Genomic DNA, 18,469 nt, shown 5'->3' on the forward strand with positions numbered 1-18,469 from the left:
CGTTAAAAATTCTTCTTGGTAAGCAACATCATGCCGTTGTCGCTCTTGATGTGGAAACGGTTGAGGACGGACATGCCGATCAGCGGGGTATCGAGGGCATTGCCTTCTGCCACCGCGACCGTCACATCGTAAAGCGGTACATCACCCAGGCGCAGTTCCGGTACTTTGATGATGGCCATGCTGACGACACCATTGGCCGTCTGTGCCCGCCCGGCGCGTCCGCCTTTGGTATTCAGGCCCAGCTGTGCTGCCAGGCTGGCCGACATTGCCAGCGTGGTGGCTCCGGTATCGACCAGCCCGCGCACGGAGCGTCCGTTGATGCTGAACGTGGTCCAGTAGTGGCCGCTGGGATCGGGTGACAGGGTGAGGGTATTGCCGCCAGACCCAGAACCAGAAGAGGCTGTGCTTACATACCCCTGGCCAAGCAGCAGGGTTTTGCTGCTGCCGTCGATCACGATGGTTGCCGCATCGCTGCTGATGCTCTGCACGCGCAGACCGTCGACGCTCTGCCCGGGTGACAGCGTCTTGCGCTGGCCATTGATGCTGAAAATGCCCTTGTTGCCCATGACGGCAATCAGCGTCACTTCCGTGGCCAGAGCCTGGCCGGCCAGCAGCAGAGTCAGTAGTGCGGCAAGCCTGCGTTTCATCCTTCGTCCTCGCGTTGGTCGATGGCGGCCAGCGCCGCCTCGATCAGCGGCCAGCCGGCATTTTTCAGTAAGGTGGCGTCCGAGAGCATGCGGCGCCACTGCCGGCCGCCGCGGATGCCGTGAAACAGCCCGAGCAGGTGGCGGGCGATGATGCGCAGCGGCACACCGTCAGCCAGCTCGGCTTCAACGAACTGCCGCAGGGCCAGAATGGTGGCATGGCGATCATGCGGCGTCGTGCTTTCCCCATAATACAGGCTGTCAACCTCTTTAAGGAACCAGGGGTTGTGATAGGCCTCGCGCCCGACCATCACACCGTCGACATGCAGCAATTGTTCCGCGCACGCCGCGTGGGTGGTCAGCCCGCCGTTGACGATGATTTCCAGATCGGGGAAATCCTCTTTCAGTTGCCAGGCATAGTGATACTTCAGCGGCGGGATGTCGCGATTTTCTTTCGGCGACAGCCCTTTCAGGATGGCGTTGCGCGCATGCACGATAAAGGTATTGCAGCCGGCTTCGGCTACGTGGCCGACAAAATCGCGCACGAAGGCGTACTCCTCGACCTGATCGATGCCGATGCGGTGCTTGACCGTGACATCGATGCGGCAGGCATCGCGCATGGCCCGCACACACTCAGCAACCAGCTGCGGCTCCAGCATCAGGCAGGCGCCGAAAGAACCGGACTGCACGCGCTCCGACGGGCAGCCCACATTCAGGTTGACCTCGTCATAGCCCCAGTCCTCCGCAATCCGCGCACAGCGCGCTAGATCACTCGGTTCCGAACCACCCAGCTGCAGCGCAAGCGGCTGCTCGACGGGGTCGAAGCGCAAATGCCGACGCTGGTCGCCGTGCAGGATGGCGCCGGTATTGACCATTTCGGTATAGAGAAAGGCATGCGCGGAAAGCTCGCGCGCAAATCGGCGATAGAAGCGATCGGTCCAGTCGAGCATCGGGGCGACGCAGAAGCGGCGGCGGGGCGGTTTTGCTGAGTTTTCCAGTGTTGCTGCGGGTTTGGCCGTGTTCTGCGTCATGTCGATTTCTGTTGTTTCTGTGGGTAAGTGCATGCCTGGAGGCCCGAGCGCGGTAGATTTCGGTGAAAAATCCGCCGGAATCATCCACCCGGGCTGGGCAGCCTGCCCGTCATTTTACCCGCGGATGAGGGCAAGAGACGCGATTTCCTTGCCGGGCGGTGTGGGGGCGGTCAGGTCCGTGCCGCCAGGAGGCGGCGGCACGGACTGGAAGAGCCGGACTACTGCCCGGTATTCGAGGTGTTTTCTTCGGCGTCCTGCTTCGGGTTGCCGACGAAGTAGCGCTGGGTCAGCACGAAGCCGACCAGCACCGGCAGCGCTGCGACGATGACCGCTGCCATCACCATGCTGGTCGAGGTCGAGAAGGGGCCGGTGAGGTCGTTGAAGATGCCGACTGCCAGCGGCATCTTGAGGCGGTCTTTCAGCACCACGGCCGGCCACAGGTAATCGTTCCAGCTTTGCACGAAGGTGAAAATCATCAGCGCCGACACCATCGGCCTGCATTGCGGCAGGGCGATGCGCCATAGCAACTGCCATTCGCTGGCGCCGTCGACGCGGGCGGCGTCCAGCGTTTCCTGCGGCAGATCCTGGAAGGCCTGCCGCATCAGGAATACGCCAAATGCGCTTGCCAGCGCCGGCAGTACGACGGCGCTGTAGGTGTCGAGCAGGTCGAGCCGCGAAAAGGTCAGAAAGTTCGGAATGATGGCCAGCTCGCCGGGCAGCATCATCGCGATCAGGCACAGCACGAAGAGCGCATTGCTGCCGCGAAATGGAATCTGCGACAGCGCATAGCCGCAGGGAATGGCCAGTAGCGTGCTCAGCAGCATGGTCGAAAGCGCGATGCCCAGCGAATTCAACAGATAACGCCCGACCGGAATTTCATCGATCACACGCTGGAACCAGATCAGCCCCGGCTCGTGCGGAATCAGCGCTTCCGGGAAGAACCACATGCGCGAGGGATCACCGGACAGTGCGACCGAAAGTGTCCACAGCAGTGGAAAAGCCGCAAAAACGGCAAAGACGGCCAGTGCCAGATAGTGCGCCCCCACTGCGGGGCGAAGTGGATGGTTCATTTCACACCTCCGTGGCGCAGTACGCCGTGTTCACCCAGCCAGTGCATCTGCAGCCAGGCCAGCAGCAGGCAGAAGAGTGTCAGCAGTAGCGCCACCGCCCCGGCCACACCGAAGTTCTGCCCGTAAAAGCCGACGAAATACGCATATACGAGGAGCGTGCTGGTTCCTGCATCGCCGCCGGTCAGGACGATGATTTCCTGGAAGGCCTTCAGCGCGGCAATGGTTGAAAGCAGTGTCGATAGCAGGATGACCGGCTGCATGGCCGGCAGCGTGACATGGCGCAGGCGCGCCCAGGCACCGGCGCCGTCGAGCATCGCCGCTTCCAGCAGCGATCGCGGGACCGACTGCAATCCGGCCAGATACAGCACCATGTAGTAACCGGCGTATTTCCAGCAGAAGAACAGCATGGTGGCGGCCAGTGCGTAATCCGCATCGTTCAGCCAGTCGGGCGGGTGGTGGCGGGCAAGGCCGGTCACGCTGGCGATCAGCCAGTTCACCAGCCCGTCCGGCAGCAGCAATTGCTGCCAGACCACTGCCGCAATGGCGACGGACAGGATGACCGGCGAATAGAACAGCGCCCGGAAAAAACCGGTACCGGGGCGGCGGGGGCGCACCAGCAGCGCCAGGCCGAAGGCGACCAGCTGCAAGAGTGGCACCACCAGCAGGAAGATCAATGAATGGAGCAGCGCTGGATGGAAGTACTGTTTGTCTTCCGCAAGGAAAACGAAATTGGCGAAACCATTCCATGCCGTGTTGCCTGAAAGCAGGAAATAGTCATGAAAGGCCAGCCAGCCGTTGAACAGCACCGGCCAGAGCGTGAATGTGGCAAACAGCAGCAGGAATGGCGCCATGAACAGCCATGCCGTACGCTCGGAAACTCCGGGGCGAGCCATATTGATGCTCCTGCGATGATCTGCCCTCATTCTGGCTTCAGGCGGCCGACAGCATTTGTCATTTTTTGCGGATGTGATGCAAATGAGTTCCGCGTGCAGCGGCCAGGCGAGGAGGGCGTGCATACTTGGCGGGTACTGCTGGCGGAGGTGGGACAATGATTGAACGGATACGGCGTTACTGGCGCCAGATGGCCTGTTTGCTGCTGGCGGGCGGGCTCTTGCTCTGCCTGTGGTTCGGGCCGGGGGGCGGTCTGGGGTTGTGCCGCTTTCTGCCCGGATGGCGCTAAAACCGCAAGCCGCGACAAACTGGCGGGCGTTTTCTGCGCCATGCTGCAATCAGTCACGCAGTCCCGCGTGGCGATGTGCCGCAGGAGGAAGGCATGACGCTGCTGAAACAACACTGGCGGGCCAGCCTCGCCGCTTTGCTGCTCCTGCTGGTCACTGGCTGGACAGCATGGGAATGGTGGCCACGGCCGGCGCCGGCAGCCTCGGAGGTGGCGGCTGCCAGCCCCAAGGCCCGGCAAACGGTTCGTACGCCCTATCTGGCCAACTGGGATCAGGTGCAGCTGGCCGAGATGGAAGGACAGGCGCAGCGCTTCCCCGGCCAGGTGTGGCTGGAAGGACCGACGCACCGGCGCCTGATCGCGCTGACCTTTGATGATGGCCCGGCCGAAGACACTCCGGCCCTGCTCGACGTGCTGGCGCGGCACAAGGTGCATGCCACCTTCTTCTGGCTGGGGCAGAACCTGGCCGGTCGCACGGAAATGGCTGAACGGGCCTTGCGAGAGGGGCACACGCTGGGCAATCACACCTGGGACCATCCCGATATGGTGGATACCGACGAGGCCTACTGGTGGGACGAACAGCTGGCCCGTACTCAGGCACTCTACAAGAGCAAGCTCGGAATCGAGCCGGTATTGATGCGTCCGCCCTACGGCCACATCAGCAACGAGCAGATCGCGAAACTGCAGGATAAGGGGATGAAAGTCATCCTCTGGTCGCTCGATACGCAGGACTGGAACCGCAACCGCATGCTGTTCGGCCGCCACAATATCGAGCGCGGCCTGCAGGATTACGTGCACGAGGAAGCCATCGTGCTGATGCACGATGGTGGCGGCAAGCGCGGAAAGACGGTGGCGGCGGTCGATGCGCTGATTCCGTGGCTGCGCGCCGGCGGCTATGAACTGGTGACGGTGGATCAGCTGCTCGGTATTCAGCCCTACCGCACGATGCCGCAGGCCATGGCGGCGGCGCGCTGACGGCCTGATCGGGCGTTTTCTGGCGATCTCCCGGAATCGTGTTGCCGAGTCGATTGCGTCGCCGCAATGTGAAAGAGCCTCTCTGTCATACCGGCGAAAGCCGCTATCGAGACTGCATCTGCAAACGGAAGCAATGGATTCCGGTCTGCACCGTAATGGCGGCTGGAAGGCCGCGCCAAGAGTTTGATTGGCGGAATACTTTCTGGGTATGTGGCTGCAGCCATTAATTTCAATTGGCTGCAGGTATATACCCTGGCAATGTTCCGAGCAGGAAATCGACTAGGCTGTGCAGCCTGGGGCGCGGGCGGGTATCGGGCAGATACAGCAGGTGGCAGGGCAGCGGGGCGGGCCAGAAATCCGACAGCAGCGTGACCAGCCGCCCGGCGGCCACGTCCTCGGCCAGCAATACTAGCGGCTGCAGGATGATGCCGGCGCCTTGCCGTGCCGCCAGCAGCAGGGCCTGGCTGTCGTTGCAGGCCAGCCGGCTGGTCGTTGGCCAGTCCTGGCCGTCGCGGTCGGGCAGGCTGACCCAGCCCTGGCGTTCATTCCAGACCCGCTGGGTCAGGCAGTGGTGCGCAGCCAGTTCGGAAGGGTGCTGCGGCGTGCCGTGCGCGGCGAGATACGAGGGCGCAGCGGCCAGTGCCAGCTGGTAGGCCGGTAGCGCGCGGGCCACCAGCCCTTCGTCCGGCTGTGCGCCGATGCGGATTGCCAGATCGTAGCCGTCGCCGATCAGGTCAACCCGGCTGTTGCTCAGCATCAGCTCGATCTGCACTTCCGGGTAGCGGGCCAGATAGTCCGCCAGCAGTGGCGCAATGACTTGCCGCCCCAGCGTCAAAGGGGCACTCACGCGCAGCAGGCCGCGAGGGGCGCTGTGCAGGCTGGCGACCGAGGCCTCGGCGGCTTCAACCAGCTCCAGCACCTGCCTGCAGTGCGTGTAATAGGCCTTGCCCGCCTCGCTGAGGCTTTGCCGGCGCGTGCTGCGCTCCATCAGACGACTGCCCAGATGCTGTTCCAGCTGCTGGATGTACTTGCCGACCATCACCGCCGACATGCCCAGCTGCGCAGCTGCCGCGCTGAAGCTGCCGCAATCGGCCACGGTTACGAACACCTGCATGCCGCGCAACTTGTCCATATTGCTAACCTGTGATTAGTAATGTGCGAACTTTTACCACATTTATCGTGATCAGGTTTCGCCGCACACTGCCTGCATTGCCCGGATGCGAGACAGCGCCAAACCACTGGCCTGCACGGCAATTGCTCCAGCTTGCCCGGCTACAGTGGCTGGCCGGGCAAAAGGAGAGTCAAGTACTTTATTGGGTATTGTTCTGAAGGCTTTTATATAAAAGGGCTGCATGACAATACCCGGATTATCTATGCGGGCTGGCTTGCCTGGCCCAGGACCGAATTCCGGAGAAATTACTATGAATATCCAGACCCTGATCGAACAGCGCATTTCCTGCAATTACTTCGCGGCCGGGCAAGCCCTGTCTGATGCGCAGGTGGCCGAGCTGATTCGCCTCGCCACGCTGGCGCCCAGCGCCTACAACAGCCAGAACTGGCGCTTTGTCGCCGTGCGCAGCGCGGCAGCCAAGGCGCGGCTGTTGCAGCATGCCTACGGGCAGGAGAAAGTGCAGCAGGCGGCGGTGACCTTCATCGTCTGCGGGAGACTTGCTCCGCACACCGATCTGCACGCCACGCTGCAGGCGACGGTGGATGCCGGCATTTTCGACGCCGGCCTGCAGGCAACGCTGGTGCATTACGCGACTGAGGGCTATGGCAACAATCCGCAGCTGCAGCGCGACGAAGCCATCCGTTCCGCATCACTGGCGGCGATGACGCTGATGCTGGCGGCCGAAGGCATGGGGCTGGCCAGCTGTCCGATGATCGGCTTCGATGAGGCGGCGGTGGCACAGGAATTCGGCCTGGGGGCCGACGACATTCCGGTGATGCTGCTGCCGGTCGGTGTGGCCGCGTCCGGCAACTGGCCGCAAAAACCGCGCAAGCCGGTGGCAGCCGTGCTGGAAATGGTGTGACGCGGCACGCTGATGCCAGGCGGAAGCCGTAGCGGCGCAGCGGCAGGAACACGGGCAGGAGCAGGCGGCCGCTTACTGGCTGTGGTGCTCCAGCACGAATATCGCGCCGGCATCTTCACCCAGCAGCTCGACCAGTTCGGGCATCAGCTTCTCCAGCGTGGCGGCGAGTGTCCACGGCGGGTTGACGATGAACATGCCGCTGCCGTGCATGCCGAAGCCGTCGCGCGCGGGCGTGCGCACCTGCAGTTCGGCGCGCAGCCAGCCGTGTGCTGGGAGTTTTTTCAGCTTCTCCGGCATTTCGCGGGTGTCCGCGCGGCCGAGCAGCGGATACCACACGGCATAGGTGCCGGTGGCAAAACGCCGCAGTGCTTCTTCCAGCGCAGCGGGCACGCGCTGGTAGTCATCCTTGACTTCATACGGCGGGTCGATCAGCGTCAGCGCGCGGCGCGGTTGTGGCGGCAAAACGCTTTTGAGCGCATTGAAGCCGTCGGTTTTGGTGAGCTGAGCGCGGCGACCGACGTGCTCGAAATTGCCCGCCAGCAAGTCAAAATCGCTCGGATGCAGCTCGAAGAGCTTGAGCCGGTCATCCGCACGCGCGCATTGCAGCGCGAACCACGGCGAGCCCGGATAGTGACGCAGCTCGCCACCGGGATTGATGGCCTTGACTGCGGCCACATAGCGCTTGAGTGGCTCGGACAGATTGCCTGCATGCCACAGCTTGCCGATGCCGGTATTGAATTCGGCATTTTTCGCGGCAAAGCCCTCGGTCAGCGCATACAGCCCCGCGCCGGCGTGGCTGTCGATATACCACCAGGCCTTGTCTTTCTGGTTCAGGTAGTCGAGCAGCAGCAATTCGATGCAGTGCTTGAGGACATCGGCGTGGTTGCCGGCGTGAAAGGCGTGGCGGTAGCTGAGCATGGTGAAACGGTCGCAGGCAAAACGGGCATTCTACCGAAACTGTTGCCGCACCGTGACAGATGCGACACGCGGAAGCCCTGTTATGCCGCTGCAACCTTGCCGTCATATAATCGCCGCACCTTTTTCACGGATATGGCAGATGGCAGTTCAACGAGGCGGGGAGCTGGCAGTATGGCGGCGCATTGCCGCAACGCTGGCGGCGGAAATCAGCGGCAAGCAGCTGCATGGGCGCTTGCCGGTGGAAACCGAGCTGGCCGCGCGCTTTGCTGTCAACCGCCACACCGTACGCCGGGCGCTGCAGGAACTGGAAAGCCAGGGGCTGGTGCGCATCGAGCAGGGCCGTGGCACCTTCGTGCAGGAAGACCTGATCGCCTATCGCATGGGCCGGCGCGAGCGCTTCTCGCACAGCCTGGATGCCCAGCATCTCACCGGGATGATCGAGCTGCTGTCCGTGGCCGAGCAGCCTGCCAGCGATGAAGTCGCCGCGATGCTGGGCCTGAATGCGGGCAGGGCCGTGCTGCGGCTGGATCTGCTCGACAAGGTGGAAGGGCAGGTGATCAGCGTCTGCACCGAATATCTGCCGCTGCCGCGCTGCGCCGGTGTGCCCGAGGCGCTGCGCCAGTGCGGTTCGATGGTCGGAGCACTGCAGGCGGTGGGGATTGCAGGAATCAGCCGCAAGCTTTCGCGCATTACCGCCCGCATGCCGCGCCCCGAGGTGGCCGCCCGGCTGGCTCAGCCGAAAAGCCAGCCGGTGCTCTACGTCGAGAGCGTGTACCAGGATGCGGCGGGCCAGCCGGTGGAGTACGGCATCACCCGTTTTGCGGGCAATGCCGTGCAGCTGACCATCGAGCCGGAATAAGCCGTTCAGCTCGCGTCGCCAACCCACAGGCTGGCAAAATCGACCGGTACATCGGTATTGCAGCCAAAAAGAGCAATAAAGGCTGATTCGGGCTGCAGCCAGCGTGCTGCTGCCTGATCCAGCGCCGCCTTGCCCAGAATCTGTTCCGGATGGGGTGCAAGGCTGGTATCGTCCTTGCCATATTGCCAATGGAAAGACAACGCGCGGGCGTACTCCAGCGGTTTGCTACCCCGTTCTGCGATCATTTTCTGGCTGAGCTGCAGGCTGGCTTCCGCTTCGGCAGCGGTGACCCCTTCGGTGCGCAGCTGGGTCAATGTCTGGGCGGTCTTGCGCGTCATCATCGGGCACTGGTCAGGCGGGCCGTTGTAGGAAAACATCAGCGCCGCACCCTGGCCATTGCCCAGGTCGTAGCCGCTATCCACGTAGTAGCTCTGGCCGTTGTCGAAGCGCAGCACTTTCAGCAGGCGCTCGCGCACGATCCCAGCCAGTGCTTCCAGCAGATAGGCATCGCTGGAATCGACGGACTGCGGAGTCACGATGCGCCAGTTCACATTGGCTTCTGCACCGCGAGAGAACAGCAGCCTCTCCGTGGCGTCGGTATTCAGCGGCATCGGCTTGACGGCCTGTAGTTCCGGACGTTGTGCCTGCAGCTTGAGACTGCCCAGATAGCGCTCGACCAGTGGCCGGATGGCTTGCGGATCCGCCACGCCGGTCAGCACCAGCCGCAGCCGCGACGGATCGCCGAACAGCGCCAGCTGGGCCTGCTGTACCTCCCCCATCCACAGGGTGTTTTCTTCGCCGCGCAGGCAACGCCACGGCCAGATTGGCTGCGACAGTGACGCCAGCCTTGCGCCTAGTCCGGCACTGCCGCAATCGTATTGCCCTAGTGCCGCGATCGGCTTGGCAAAGGGCGTCCAGTCCTGAGCCAGGGGTTGCAGATACAGATAGAGTGCCTGCAGCGCGATTTCCAGATCGACCGGGTTGCTGCGGCCGAAAAAGCCCGAACTGTCCACCCAGACGTTGAACTGCAGTTGCACGTCGTGCCCCGTGAGCGCTTCGCGGTACTGATTCGCCGGCATGGCGCCGGGCGCGTTCTGCCAGTGGTACTGTGCCAGCGCCATTCCAGGAACACGCAGGCGCTCCGGCAATGCCAGCAGGCTGCCCGGTTCCCGCAGCGCAATGCCGATGTCTTCGTCGGGTTTGACGGGTTTTTGCCAGAGCACCTGCACGCCGTTGTCCAGCGTCCAGATGCCACCATTGGGGGCGTCGCGACTGGTCACGATGCGGCCGGGCTCGGGCAGGGCTGCCAGCAGGGAACTTGATTTAGCCTCAAACTGCTGCTGATCTAGTTTGGACTCCTTGACTGTCTTCCTGATGCGCCGGATGTCGTTGTCGTTTATGTAGCCGAAGCTGGCTGTGCCTTTGCTGTCCACTTCAACCAGCTGCCCGGGCGTCGCCATCAGCTCATCCAGCGCCTGCTGCAGGCTGGCGGGGGTCAGCTTGGGTTTGTTTTCTTCCCAGTGAGCCAGCCATTGCTGCGGAGTCCATCGCATCCCGCCCAGCATGGCCTCGTTGACCAGGATGTTGGCCCATTCTTCCCTGCCTTGCGGTTTGCGGGTGGCCGCCTGCAGATTGGCCGTCATGATGCGCAGCTGTTCGTCGACTTCGGACTGGGTAAAGCCGAAACGGCGCGCGCGCTCGGCCTCGGTCAGGATGGCCTCAAGGGCTTGTTCGGGCAGCCGGGGCTTGGGGGCAGCTGACAGCGTCCAGCGCTGAATGGGCCGCGCCATATCATCACGCCAGCTGAAAACCTGCTCATAGCTGCGCTGCTCGGGATTGGCGGCTTCGAGTCGGCGCTGCACGATGGCGAGTGCAGCTTCGCGCTGGCCGTCGCGCAGCATGCCGTGTTCGGTCGGAATGCCATCCCAGCGTTCTAGCCAGCTCCAGCCGACCGAGCGGACATTCAGGCGGCTGATCTCGCGGTAGTTGGCAAACAGCCCCAGTTCCTGCAGGTCGCGCAAGGCGGGGCGTGCCGGTGCGGCCGGGCCGGCAGGAATTGCCGCAAACAGCGCACCGATCTGCTGGCTGAGCTGCTCGGGGTCTACGTCGCCGACAACGATCACCGTCATGCGCGGGGCAATGTAGTTGCGCCGGTAGAAGGTTTCGATATCTTCGGCCTTCGCCGTTTGGAGAATGCCGATCTGGCCAAGCGGATTGTGTTCGCTCATCACCCGGTCGGCAAACAGGGTATCCAGATAAGTATCCCAGTACTGAATGCCTTGCTGCCGCATGCGCCATTCATCGATCACGATCTTGCGCTCGGCATCGACGCCAGCCTGGGTAATGCCGATGCCCCCAGCCCAGTCGGCCAGCAGCAACAGCGAGCGATCCAGATCAGCCGTTCTGGCGCGGAAGTGATACAGCGTTTCGAACTGCGAGGTGAAGGCATTGCTGTCCTGACCCCAGCGCATGCCCTGATTGTTCAGGTAGTCGATGACTTGACCATCCGGAAAGTGCCGGGTGTTGCGAAACGCCATGTGTTCGAGAAAATGCGCCAGCCCGCGCTCGTTCGGTAGTTCGTCGAGCGAGCCGGCTTTGACGAGCAGACGGAATTCGGTAATGCCGGGGTCCGCCTCAACACGCTTGATGACGTAATGCAGACCATTGGCCAGCGTGCCTTCGCGCAGGCTCTGGTCCGCAGACGTGGCGCTGGCATGGCTGCTGGCCAGCAGCAGGCCGAGCGCCAGCAGCGCGCAGTGAAATGCGTTCCCAAGCCGCCATGCGGCAGTGTGTTTGCCTAATAATTCGGCCATGTATGTTTCCTCAATGCAAAGGATGTGTAACAGGAGTCATGCTAGCCGAGCTTTACAGCAGCAAACATAAAGCTTACTGTGATTGACTATCAGATTTTCTGGAATGGTCGGCGATGAATTACCGGCATCTGCATTATTTCTGGATGGTCGCAATGGAAGGGGGCATCAGTGCCGCTGCGCGCAAGCTGGGCATGACACCGCAGGCCATCAGCAGCCAGATCAGTACGCTGGAACAGCAGGTGGGGCAGGTGCTGTTTACACAGGTTGGGCGCAAGCTGGAGCTGACCGAGGCAGGACGCACCGCGCTGCATTATGCCGAGCGGATTTTCCAGCTGGGCGAGGAATTGGAGCATGCGCTGGAGCAGGGTGGTGCCAGCCGCTCGCGTCTGAATGTGGGGGTGTCGGACGCAATCCCGAAAACGATTGCCCAGCAGCTGCTGGCACCGCTGGGCGCCGCCACAACCCGCCTGGTGTGTATCGATGGTGACCGTGACGAGCTGATTGCCCGGCTGGCGCTGCACCAGCTCGATCTGGTGCTGTGCGACCGCGCCGGCAGCACTACCGAAGCCTTGAAACTGCAGAGCAAGCTGCTGGTGTTCGCACCGATCATGCTGCTGGGCACTGCCGAGCTGGTAGCGCAGTATCGAGACGGTTTCCCATTCAATCTGTCCGGCGCGCCCTTGCTGCTGCCCACGCGCAATGCAGCGCTGCGCGCGCAGATTGATGTCTGGCTGGCGGAAAACCGCATCGTCCCCGATATCGTCGGCGAGTTCTCCGATAGCGCGCTGATGGCTGCGTTTGCCCAGCGTGGTGCCGGTTTTTTCCCCAGCCCCGTACTCGCCGAGGGGGCAGCCACGACGGCCGGGCTGCAGACGCTAGGCCATCTGCCCGGCGTGATCGGCCACTATCACGTCATTTTCAGCGCCCGCAAGATCATGCATCCCGCGCTGGCGCAGTTGCTGGAACTGGAATCGCAGGCCGCATGAGTGCTTGCCAGGCAGATTCCCGAGGCACTTGCCTCGCGGCCTCGTGCCGTTGTCCATCTATGCATACATTGCATGGTATGGGTTTGAAGCCATTTGATATCAATGGATTTGGGTGTATACGCTGATATTTAGTGGCGCTGGCTCAGCCTGTCAGGCACTGTACCGGGAATTTGTGGCTACCCTGACGCGATGGCGGGACGCATAATGAGTTCACGGGGCAGAGCCTTGCTGCCCCGCCGGATGTGGAGGTCTCCTGTGCCCACCTTGCTGATTCCCGTGGATGGCTCTGCCCAGTCGCTGCGCGCCGTGCAGGCTGCGCTGCTGCTGCGCGAGCAGGAAGGCTGCGATGCGCTTCTTCTGCTCAATGTGCAGCTGCCGCTGCTTGGCCGCACGCGCGGTTTTTTCACCGATGCCGATCTGGATATTCTCTACAGTGCAGAGGCCGAGCGCATTTTCGCGCCGGCGCGCGCGCTGCTGGCCGGAGCGGGCGTGTCACACGATGAGCGCCGGGCGATCGGCCAGGCTGCCGAGATGATCGTGCGCGTGGGGCGGCAGGAAAACGCCGCCCACATCGTGATGGGAACCCGCGGCCATGGCGCAGCGGCCGCGCTGCTGCTGGGCTCGGTGGCCAGCCGGGTGGTCAGCCTGGCCGACGTGCCCGTGACGCTGGTGAATTGAGGAAAACGCCATGGCAACACTGCTGGTTCCGCTGGATGATTCGCCCAGTTCCCTGCGCGCACTGGCGCACGCCGAAGCGCTGGCCGTGCGCAACACGCTGCATCTGCGCCTGCTTAGCGCGCAGCAGCCCAGCCTCTACGCCTCGCTGCTCGAAGGCGTGACGCATAGCGTGCCGATGGTGCAATCACTGCGCGAGCACGGCGAAGAACTGCTTGCGCCGCATCTGGCCCGCCTGCGTGCGGCCGGGCTGGTCGTGAGCCACGCCGTGGTGCTCGACAAGCCGGCACAGGCAATCTGTGAAGAGGCGCGGCATCACGGCTGCGTGCGCATCATCATGGGTACGCGCGGCAACGACAGCGTCGCGCGCGTCGTGTTCGGTTCGGTGGCCTATCAGGTGGCTGCGCAATCGCCTGTGCCGGTGACGCTGATCAAATAAGCGCAAATCCCGACTTGAGGCGTGACAGATGCTGCGCGATGGCGGGCAGGACTTCAAGCTGGCCGAAGTGCAGCACGAAGCTGGCATGCAGGCTTGCCAATGCAGCAACTCGTCCAGGCTCTGGCGGTTAGCGCATTGCCTGGCGCTAGCCCGCCGCCGGTGACGTGAAGGCCTGCCGCGCCGCCGCCACCCGCACACGGATCACGCAGTCTGCGGCATGATCGTTGACCAGCCCCATCGCCTGCATCAGTGCGTACATCGTCGTGGGACCTACAAATTTCCAGCCGCGTTTTTTCAGGGCCTTGGATAGCGCCAGCGATTCGGGCGTTTGGGCCGCAACTTGCGGGCCGGGATCCATCTGCGGCTCGAAACGCCAGAAAAACGCCGCCAGCGAACCGGCCTCGTCGATCAGCTCCAGCGCGCGCTGGGCATTGTTGATCGTCGCCGCGATCTTGCCGCGATGGCGTACGATGCCGGCATCGGCCAGCAGCCGCGCCACATCGGCGTCCGTGTAGGTCGCCACAATGCGGAAATCGAAACCGTCGAAGGCGCGGCGGAAATTTTCGCGCTTTCTGAGAATGGTGAGCCAGCTCAGGCCCGACTGGAAACCCTCCAGGCACAGCTTCTCGAACAGCCGCACGTCGTCCGCCACCGGATAGCCCCATTCATGGTCGTGGTAGGCGAGGTAATCCGGCGTCGCGCTGCACCAGTGGCAGCGGGGTTGACCATCGGGGGCAAGGTAGAGAGTGTCTTGCATTCGTCATTTCCCTTTGATTGGGGTGAAGCCTGGGGAGCGGGTTTCGGTGTACGCTGCGTTTCATGACTTATCCCCCTTCCAGACTGGAATAAGCAAAACCATGTTCAAGAACATAGCCGCGCTGGCGGGCCTGCTGGTGAGTCTGTGCGTGCACTTCGCACAGGCCGCACCGGTTCCGGCTGAGGCCAGAAAACAGCTCGCCGCCGTCAGTGCTGCGGCAGTGCGCAATTATTCGACGCGGGATTTCGGGCGCGATAAATACCCGGGAGCCATCTCGGCCATCGTGCCTGAAGCCTCCGCCCCTGCCAAGCTGGCCGAGCTGCGCCGCAGGCTGCCGCAAGGGCTGGTTGCCTTCATCGGTACCAGCAACAGCCTGGCCGAGCGGAAAGTAAAGGGGGTGGAGCTGGTTGTCGGGCACGGCTCTTCGGCGGTCGACATTCTGGAAATCGCGCAGACGGATGCCGCAAATTACGGCATGTATCCCAAGGACGTGCAGCGCAAGATCGCGGCATGGGACAAGCTGTATGGCGTGGATGTCTGGCAGGCGGAAACCGATACGATCCAGCTGAAGTTTCGCAAACTGCCGCCCGACCTGAAGCGCTTTGCGAAAGAGCTGTATGAATTCTGTCCGGATGTCGTCGATCAGGGCGTCGGTTCACTGGCGGCGCTTGAGCAGGCGCTTCGCGAGCAGCATGGGGCGTATTTGTGGTGGGACTGACGGTGAAGGATTCGCGAGCCGGGGGGATCGAAATCCGGTCATTGCAGCAGGGCGATGAGCTGTGGCCAGCAGTAGCAGCGTTTGCAGCCGGCTGCAGCTGGCGGGCAGGGCCGTATCTGGCCGGGCTGATGCGTGATGGCGTCTTTACTGACTGGGAGCGCGTCATCGTGGCGCTGGAGCAGGGCGCTATCGTGGCCTTCAGCACGGTGACCCGGCGCGATTTTGTACCCGATGTGGACTACACGCCTTATGCCGGCTTTGTCTTCGTGAGCGAGGCCTGCCGGGGGCGGCGCATCAGCGAACAAATGCTGGCGTTTGCTGCAGAGTATGTGCGCGGCATCGGTTTTGCCCAGCTCTATCTGGTGAGTAGCGAGCAAGGTCTCTACGAGCGTTACGGCTTCCGGAAAATGGCCGATGTGCAGGACATCTGGGGTGGCGAGCAGCAGATTTTCGTGCGGCCCCTCAACCTGGGGACGGACGAGGACGTCCAGCTTTGCAGTGCGGGCCGTGACGCGCGCTGAACGGTTGGCGGGTATAAGCCGCTGGCTGATCACAGTTCCACGAACCGGGCTTCAGCGCGGCTCCTGATTAAGGTAGTCCGTTCTGCATCTCGCATACCGGCGAACGCCGGTATCCAGAGCGCTGCTTGAACAGGCATTTCAGCTAGATTCCCGCTTTCGCGGGAGTGGCAAATTGCACTTGGCTGCGGTAGCTACCTGATCAGGTCGCGGTCTGGCCTGTACCTGATCCAATCAATGCATGGGTATATTGGTATGGCCCTTCTGGATAAAAGGTTGTGGCTTTATATCTGCAAGGGTATGTGCTTAGCCCTTGTCCGCCTTCCCCGCCGCCTGTGCGAATTTCGCCAATTGTCTGTCCAGCCACCACGGCACTTCTTCGCGGTCTTCCATCGCTTCCTTTCGTCTGATCGCGTTGCGCACCAGCTGGCTGCCCAGCCAGCGTACCGGCTCAGGTGGAAAATGGCCGCGCGGGCCGGTGGCCAGCCCGCTGCGTGTCCAGGCGTTGTCCTCGTCGAATACCAGTGACTTGAGAATCTGCCCGCCGATCCAGCTTGGCCCTACGCCGTTGCCCGAATAGCCGAAGCCGTAGACGATGTCGCGATGGCCGTCGAGTTGGCCGAAGAAGGGAAAGCCGGTGACCGATCTGTCCGACGCGCCATTCCATGATGCAGCGAGCGGCACCGTGGCGAGGCTGGGGAAAAAGCGCGCCAGTGACGCCTGCAGCATAGCCACCTGCTGACTGGGCTCGTCGAATTGCCGCAGCATGCGCGCGCCAAACGCGAAGGTGTTGCCGCCCTTGCCGAGCATCAGTCTTCCATCTTCTGTCGTGCGCCAGTAGTGGACGAAAATCCGCGAATCGCACAGCGCCGCGCCGTGATTCAACCCGATGGCGGCCAGTTCGGCAGGGCAGGGCTCGGTGATGACCATGTCGGACGACACCACCGCAATACTGCGCGAGAACTGTCCGAACTGTTCTGGCATCCAGGCATTGAGCGCCAGCACCACCTTGCGCGCGGTGACGCTGCCGGCGGCGCACTGCACGCGCGGCGGCGTGGACGGGACGAGCTTTTGCATCGCCGTGCCTTCATAAATCCGAATGCCCAGCTCGCGGGCGACACGCGCGAGGCCGAGCGCCAGCAGTGCAGGCTGCACGCTGCCGGCGGCGGGCGAGTACACGCCTTCCAGCATCGCCGCCGAGCCGGCCAGCTTTTGCGCCTCCGCCAGCGGCAGCGTGCGCCAGCTGTTCGCTCTGTTGCCATCCAGCGCCGCCATCACGCCGGCCATGCTGCCCAACTGGCTGCGATTGGTGGCGGTGTAGAGTGCGCCGTCAACGCGTACCTCGGCATCAATGGCGTGCGCGCGGCAGAAGTCACGGATGGCGTAGACGGCGTCTTCCGACGCTTTCACCAGCCGCAGCGCCTCCGTTTCGCCAAACAGCCGGCGCAGCGTGAGGAATTTCGCCGACCAGGTGAGGAGACACCCGCCGTTGCGCCCGGACGCGCCGCTGCCGCAGCGGTCGCGTTCGATCAGCACGATGTCGAGCTGCGGATTGGCCTGCTTGAGCATGATCGCCGTCCATAGCCCGGTGTAGCCGCCACCGACGATGCAGACGTCGGCGGTGATGTCGCCCTGCAGCGGCGTCACTGGCGGTGGCGGGGCGCGACGCAGTGCGTCGGCAAACCACCAGGGGCGGAAGTCCGTGGTCATGGCTGTTCTCCGCGAGCGAGGCGGGCGTTGATCTCGGCGATCACGGCTGGCAGGTCGGCGATGCTGTCGATCACGTAATGCGCGCCGGCCTGCGCGAGCTTGTCGGCCGCGCGCTGGCGGCGGGCGGCTTGCTCTGCGGGCGTCAGTGCCAGCCATTCTTCGAGGCTCAGCCCCACTTCGTTGCCCGAAACAGCCAGCCCCACCGTCCACATGCCGGCATTCAGCCCTTCGGCAATGCCGACCGCCGTGTCGTCGACCTTGACGGTCGCTGCGACGTGTTTCACGCCCAGCTCGATCACGTTCGCCAGTGCCATCCACGGCCCGGGGCGTGCGCCGGCCTTCAGGTCGTCTGCTGCGATGGTGCAATCGGGCGCGAAGCCTGCCGCTGCGGCAATCGGCAGCAGCGCGTTCATCACTTCGCGCGGGTAGCCGGTGCAGCTGCCGATTTTCAGGCCTTGTTGCCGCAGCGTTGCGATGGTGTCGAGTGCTCCCGGAATCGGCTGCGAATAGACGCCGACGCGCTCGATTTGCAGCGGCATGAAGATGGCGTAGATGCGGTCGACATCGGCGTCGGTCATCGGCGCGCCGAATTTGTCCTGCCAGCGGCGGGCAACGTCGGGCAACTGGCCGAGTGTCTTGATGTGATCCCTCTTCGCCATGCCCATCGGCACACGGGCTTCGGCCAGTGTGACGGGCAGGCCGATTGTGGCAAAGGCGTCGACGAGGACCTGGGTAGGGGCAAACGAGCCGAAATCGACGACGGTGCCGGCCCAGTCGAAGATGACGGCTTCCAGCGGGCCGGTGTAGTGGCGGGTGTAGCGGTAGGACATGGTGGACAAACTCCAGATTAGTGAATCGGTTAAGCGCCTTGCGGCGCAGGTGTTTTGATGCCGGGTGTGCCCGGCGGCACGTCAGGGGGCTTGTCTTGCCAAGCCCCCCGACACCCCCAAGGCGCGCCCGCTCCGTCGCCCCGCTGCGCGGGGTGCCCTGCGATGCTCGTTGCAGCCAGCGGCGTGCCGCAACTCGGCCTCCGGCCTCAGACACTCGTCACGCCGAAACCCTGTCTGAAACTGTGCTTCTCGGCGACTGCGAGGGCAGGGAGGTACTAATTCGCGCCAGTGGCTAGAGCCACGGCCTTGCTCGTCA

At 63.2% G+C, this 18,469-nt stretch carries 18 protein-coding genes; 8 read left to right on the forward strand and 10 right to left on the reverse strand.

Features of this window, described 5'->3' with window-relative positions; translation table 11 throughout:
* Window positions 1-2: 2 nt before the first annotated feature.
* The 4 genes from H559_RS0109020 to H559_RS0109035 form a co-directional block, all read right to left on the reverse strand.
* Window positions 3-647 (reverse strand): retropepsin-like aspartic protease family protein, encoded by a 645-nt coding sequence (locus tag H559_RS0109020; RefSeq protein ID WP_028452438.1) that lies wholly within the window; start codon window positions 645-647, stop codon window positions 3-5.
* A complete protein-coding gene (gene dusA / locus H559_RS19650) occupies window positions 644-1,675 on the reverse strand; it encodes a tRNA dihydrouridine(20/20a) synthase DusA (RefSeq protein ID WP_034640514.1) in 1,032 nt (343 codons plus the stop codon). Before dusA ends, H559_RS0109020 begins: the two co-directional genes overlap by 4 nt.
* Before the next feature lie 218 nt (window positions 1,676-1,893).
* A complete protein-coding gene (locus H559_RS19655) occupies window positions 1,894-2,745 on the reverse strand; it encodes a carbohydrate ABC transporter permease (protein WP_051279178.1) in 852 nt (283 codons plus the stop codon).
* Window positions 2,742-3,638 (reverse strand): carbohydrate ABC transporter permease, encoded by an 897-nt coding sequence (locus tag H559_RS0109035; protein WP_028452439.1) that lies wholly within the window; start codon window positions 3,636-3,638, stop codon window positions 2,742-2,744. The genes H559_RS19655 and H559_RS0109035 overlap by 4 nt, the downstream gene beginning before the upstream one ends.
* A 380-nt stretch (window positions 3,639-4,018) precedes the next feature.
* Between H559_RS0109035 and H559_RS19660 the strand changes: the two genes are divergently transcribed.
* Window positions 4,019-4,897, forward strand: coding sequence for a polysaccharide deacetylase family protein (locus H559_RS19660; protein ID WP_051279180.1), 879 nt, complete (start codon window positions 4,019-4,021; stop codon window positions 4,895-4,897).
* Between the two features lie 229 nt (window positions 4,898-5,126).
* Here H559_RS19660 and H559_RS0109045 read toward each other — a convergent pair whose 3' ends face one another.
* Window positions 5,127-6,029, reverse strand: a complete 903-nt coding sequence (locus H559_RS0109045; RefSeq protein ID WP_028452440.1) for a LysR family transcriptional regulator — start codon at window positions 6,027-6,029, stop codon at window positions 5,127-5,129.
* Window positions 6,030-6,318: 289 nt separating this feature from the next.
* Between H559_RS0109045 and H559_RS0109050 the strand changes: the two genes are divergently transcribed.
* Entirely contained in the window at window positions 6,319-6,930 is a 612-nt protein-coding gene (locus H559_RS0109050) for a nitroreductase family protein (protein WP_034640517.1), read from the forward strand.
* A 72-nt stretch (window positions 6,931-7,002) separates the two neighbouring features.
* On the opposite strand, the gene H559_RS0109055 is transcribed toward H559_RS0109050, so the two are convergent.
* Window positions 7,003-7,848 (reverse strand): 23S rRNA (adenine(2030)-N(6))-methyltransferase RlmJ, encoded by an 846-nt coding sequence (locus H559_RS0109055; protein WP_028452442.1) that lies wholly within the window; start codon window positions 7,846-7,848, stop codon window positions 7,003-7,005.
* A gap of 139 nt (window positions 7,849-7,987) precedes the next feature.
* Between H559_RS0109055 and phnF the strand changes: the two genes are divergently transcribed.
* Window positions 7,988-8,707, forward strand: a complete 720-nt coding sequence (phnF, locus tag H559_RS0109060; RefSeq protein ID WP_034640520.1) for a phosphonate metabolism transcriptional regulator PhnF — start codon at window positions 7,988-7,990, stop codon at window positions 8,705-8,707.
* A gap of 5 nt (window positions 8,708-8,712) precedes the next feature.
* Here phnF and H559_RS0109065 read toward each other — a convergent pair whose 3' ends face one another.
* Window positions 8,713-11,520 carry a M16 family metallopeptidase gene (locus H559_RS0109065; protein WP_028452444.1) on the reverse strand — a complete coding sequence of 936 codons (2,808 nt, stop codon included), beginning with the start codon at window positions 11,518-11,520 and terminating at the stop codon, window positions 8,713-8,715.
* 113 nt (window positions 11,521-11,633) lie between these two features.
* On the opposite strand from H559_RS0109065, the gene H559_RS0109070 reads away from it, so the two are divergent.
* The 3 genes from H559_RS0109070 to H559_RS0109080 all read left to right on the forward strand — a co-directional run bounded on the left by H559_RS0109070 (window position 11,634) and on the right by H559_RS0109080 (window position 13,620).
* Window positions 11,634-12,506 (forward strand): LysR family transcriptional regulator, encoded by an 873-nt coding sequence (locus H559_RS0109070; protein WP_034640524.1) that lies wholly within the window; start codon window positions 11,634-11,636, stop codon window positions 12,504-12,506.
* A gap of 255 nt (window positions 12,507-12,761) precedes the next feature.
* Window positions 12,762-13,184, forward strand: coding sequence for a universal stress protein (locus H559_RS0109075; protein WP_051279182.1), 423 nt, complete (start codon window positions 12,762-12,764; stop codon window positions 13,182-13,184).
* Window positions 13,185-13,194: 10 nt separating this feature from the next.
* Window positions 13,195-13,620, forward strand: a complete 426-nt coding sequence (locus H559_RS0109080) for a universal stress protein (protein WP_028452447.1) — start codon at window positions 13,195-13,197, stop codon at window positions 13,618-13,620.
* A 145-nt stretch (window positions 13,621-13,765) separates the two neighbouring features.
* On the opposite strand, the gene H559_RS0109090 is transcribed toward H559_RS0109080, so the two are convergent.
* Complete coding sequence (locus tag H559_RS0109090) at window positions 13,766-14,377, reverse strand: DNA-3-methyladenine glycosylase I (RefSeq protein WP_028452448.1); 612 nt, start codon at window positions 14,375-14,377, stop codon at window positions 13,766-13,768.
* 100 nt (window positions 14,378-14,477) lie between these two features.
* Between H559_RS0109090 and H559_RS21655 the strand changes: the two genes are divergently transcribed.
* A complete protein-coding gene (locus tag H559_RS21655) occupies window positions 14,478-15,095 on the forward strand; it encodes a DUF4253 domain-containing protein (protein WP_051279184.1) in 618 nt (205 codons plus the stop codon).
* Complete coding sequence (locus H559_RS19670) at window positions 15,083-15,616, forward strand: GNAT family N-acetyltransferase (protein ID WP_211230917.1); 534 nt, start codon at window positions 15,083-15,085, stop codon at window positions 15,614-15,616. Before H559_RS21655 ends, H559_RS19670 begins: the two co-directional genes overlap by 13 nt.
* Before the next feature lie 303 nt (window positions 15,617-15,919).
* Here the strand turns inward: H559_RS19670 and H559_RS0109105 are convergent, their stop codons facing one another.
* Together H559_RS0109105 and phnX are read right to left on the reverse strand one after the other, a co-directional pair.
* A complete protein-coding gene (locus tag H559_RS0109105) occupies window positions 15,920-17,323 on the reverse strand; it encodes an FAD-dependent oxidoreductase (protein WP_034640527.1) in 1,404 nt (467 codons plus the stop codon).
* Complete coding sequence (phnX, locus tag H559_RS0109110) at window positions 17,320-18,153, reverse strand: phosphonoacetaldehyde hydrolase (RefSeq protein ID WP_051279186.1); 834 nt, start codon at window positions 18,151-18,153, stop codon at window positions 17,320-17,322. The genes H559_RS0109105 and phnX overlap by 4 nt, the downstream gene beginning before the upstream one ends.
* Between the last annotated feature and the right edge of the window lie 316 nt (window positions 18,154-18,469).

The organism is Chitinilyticum aquatile DSM 21506, assembly GCF_000430805.1.
In the GTDB taxonomy this organism is placed as follows: domain Bacteria; phylum Pseudomonadota; class Gammaproteobacteria; order Burkholderiales; family Chitinibacteraceae; genus Chitinilyticum; species Chitinilyticum aquatile.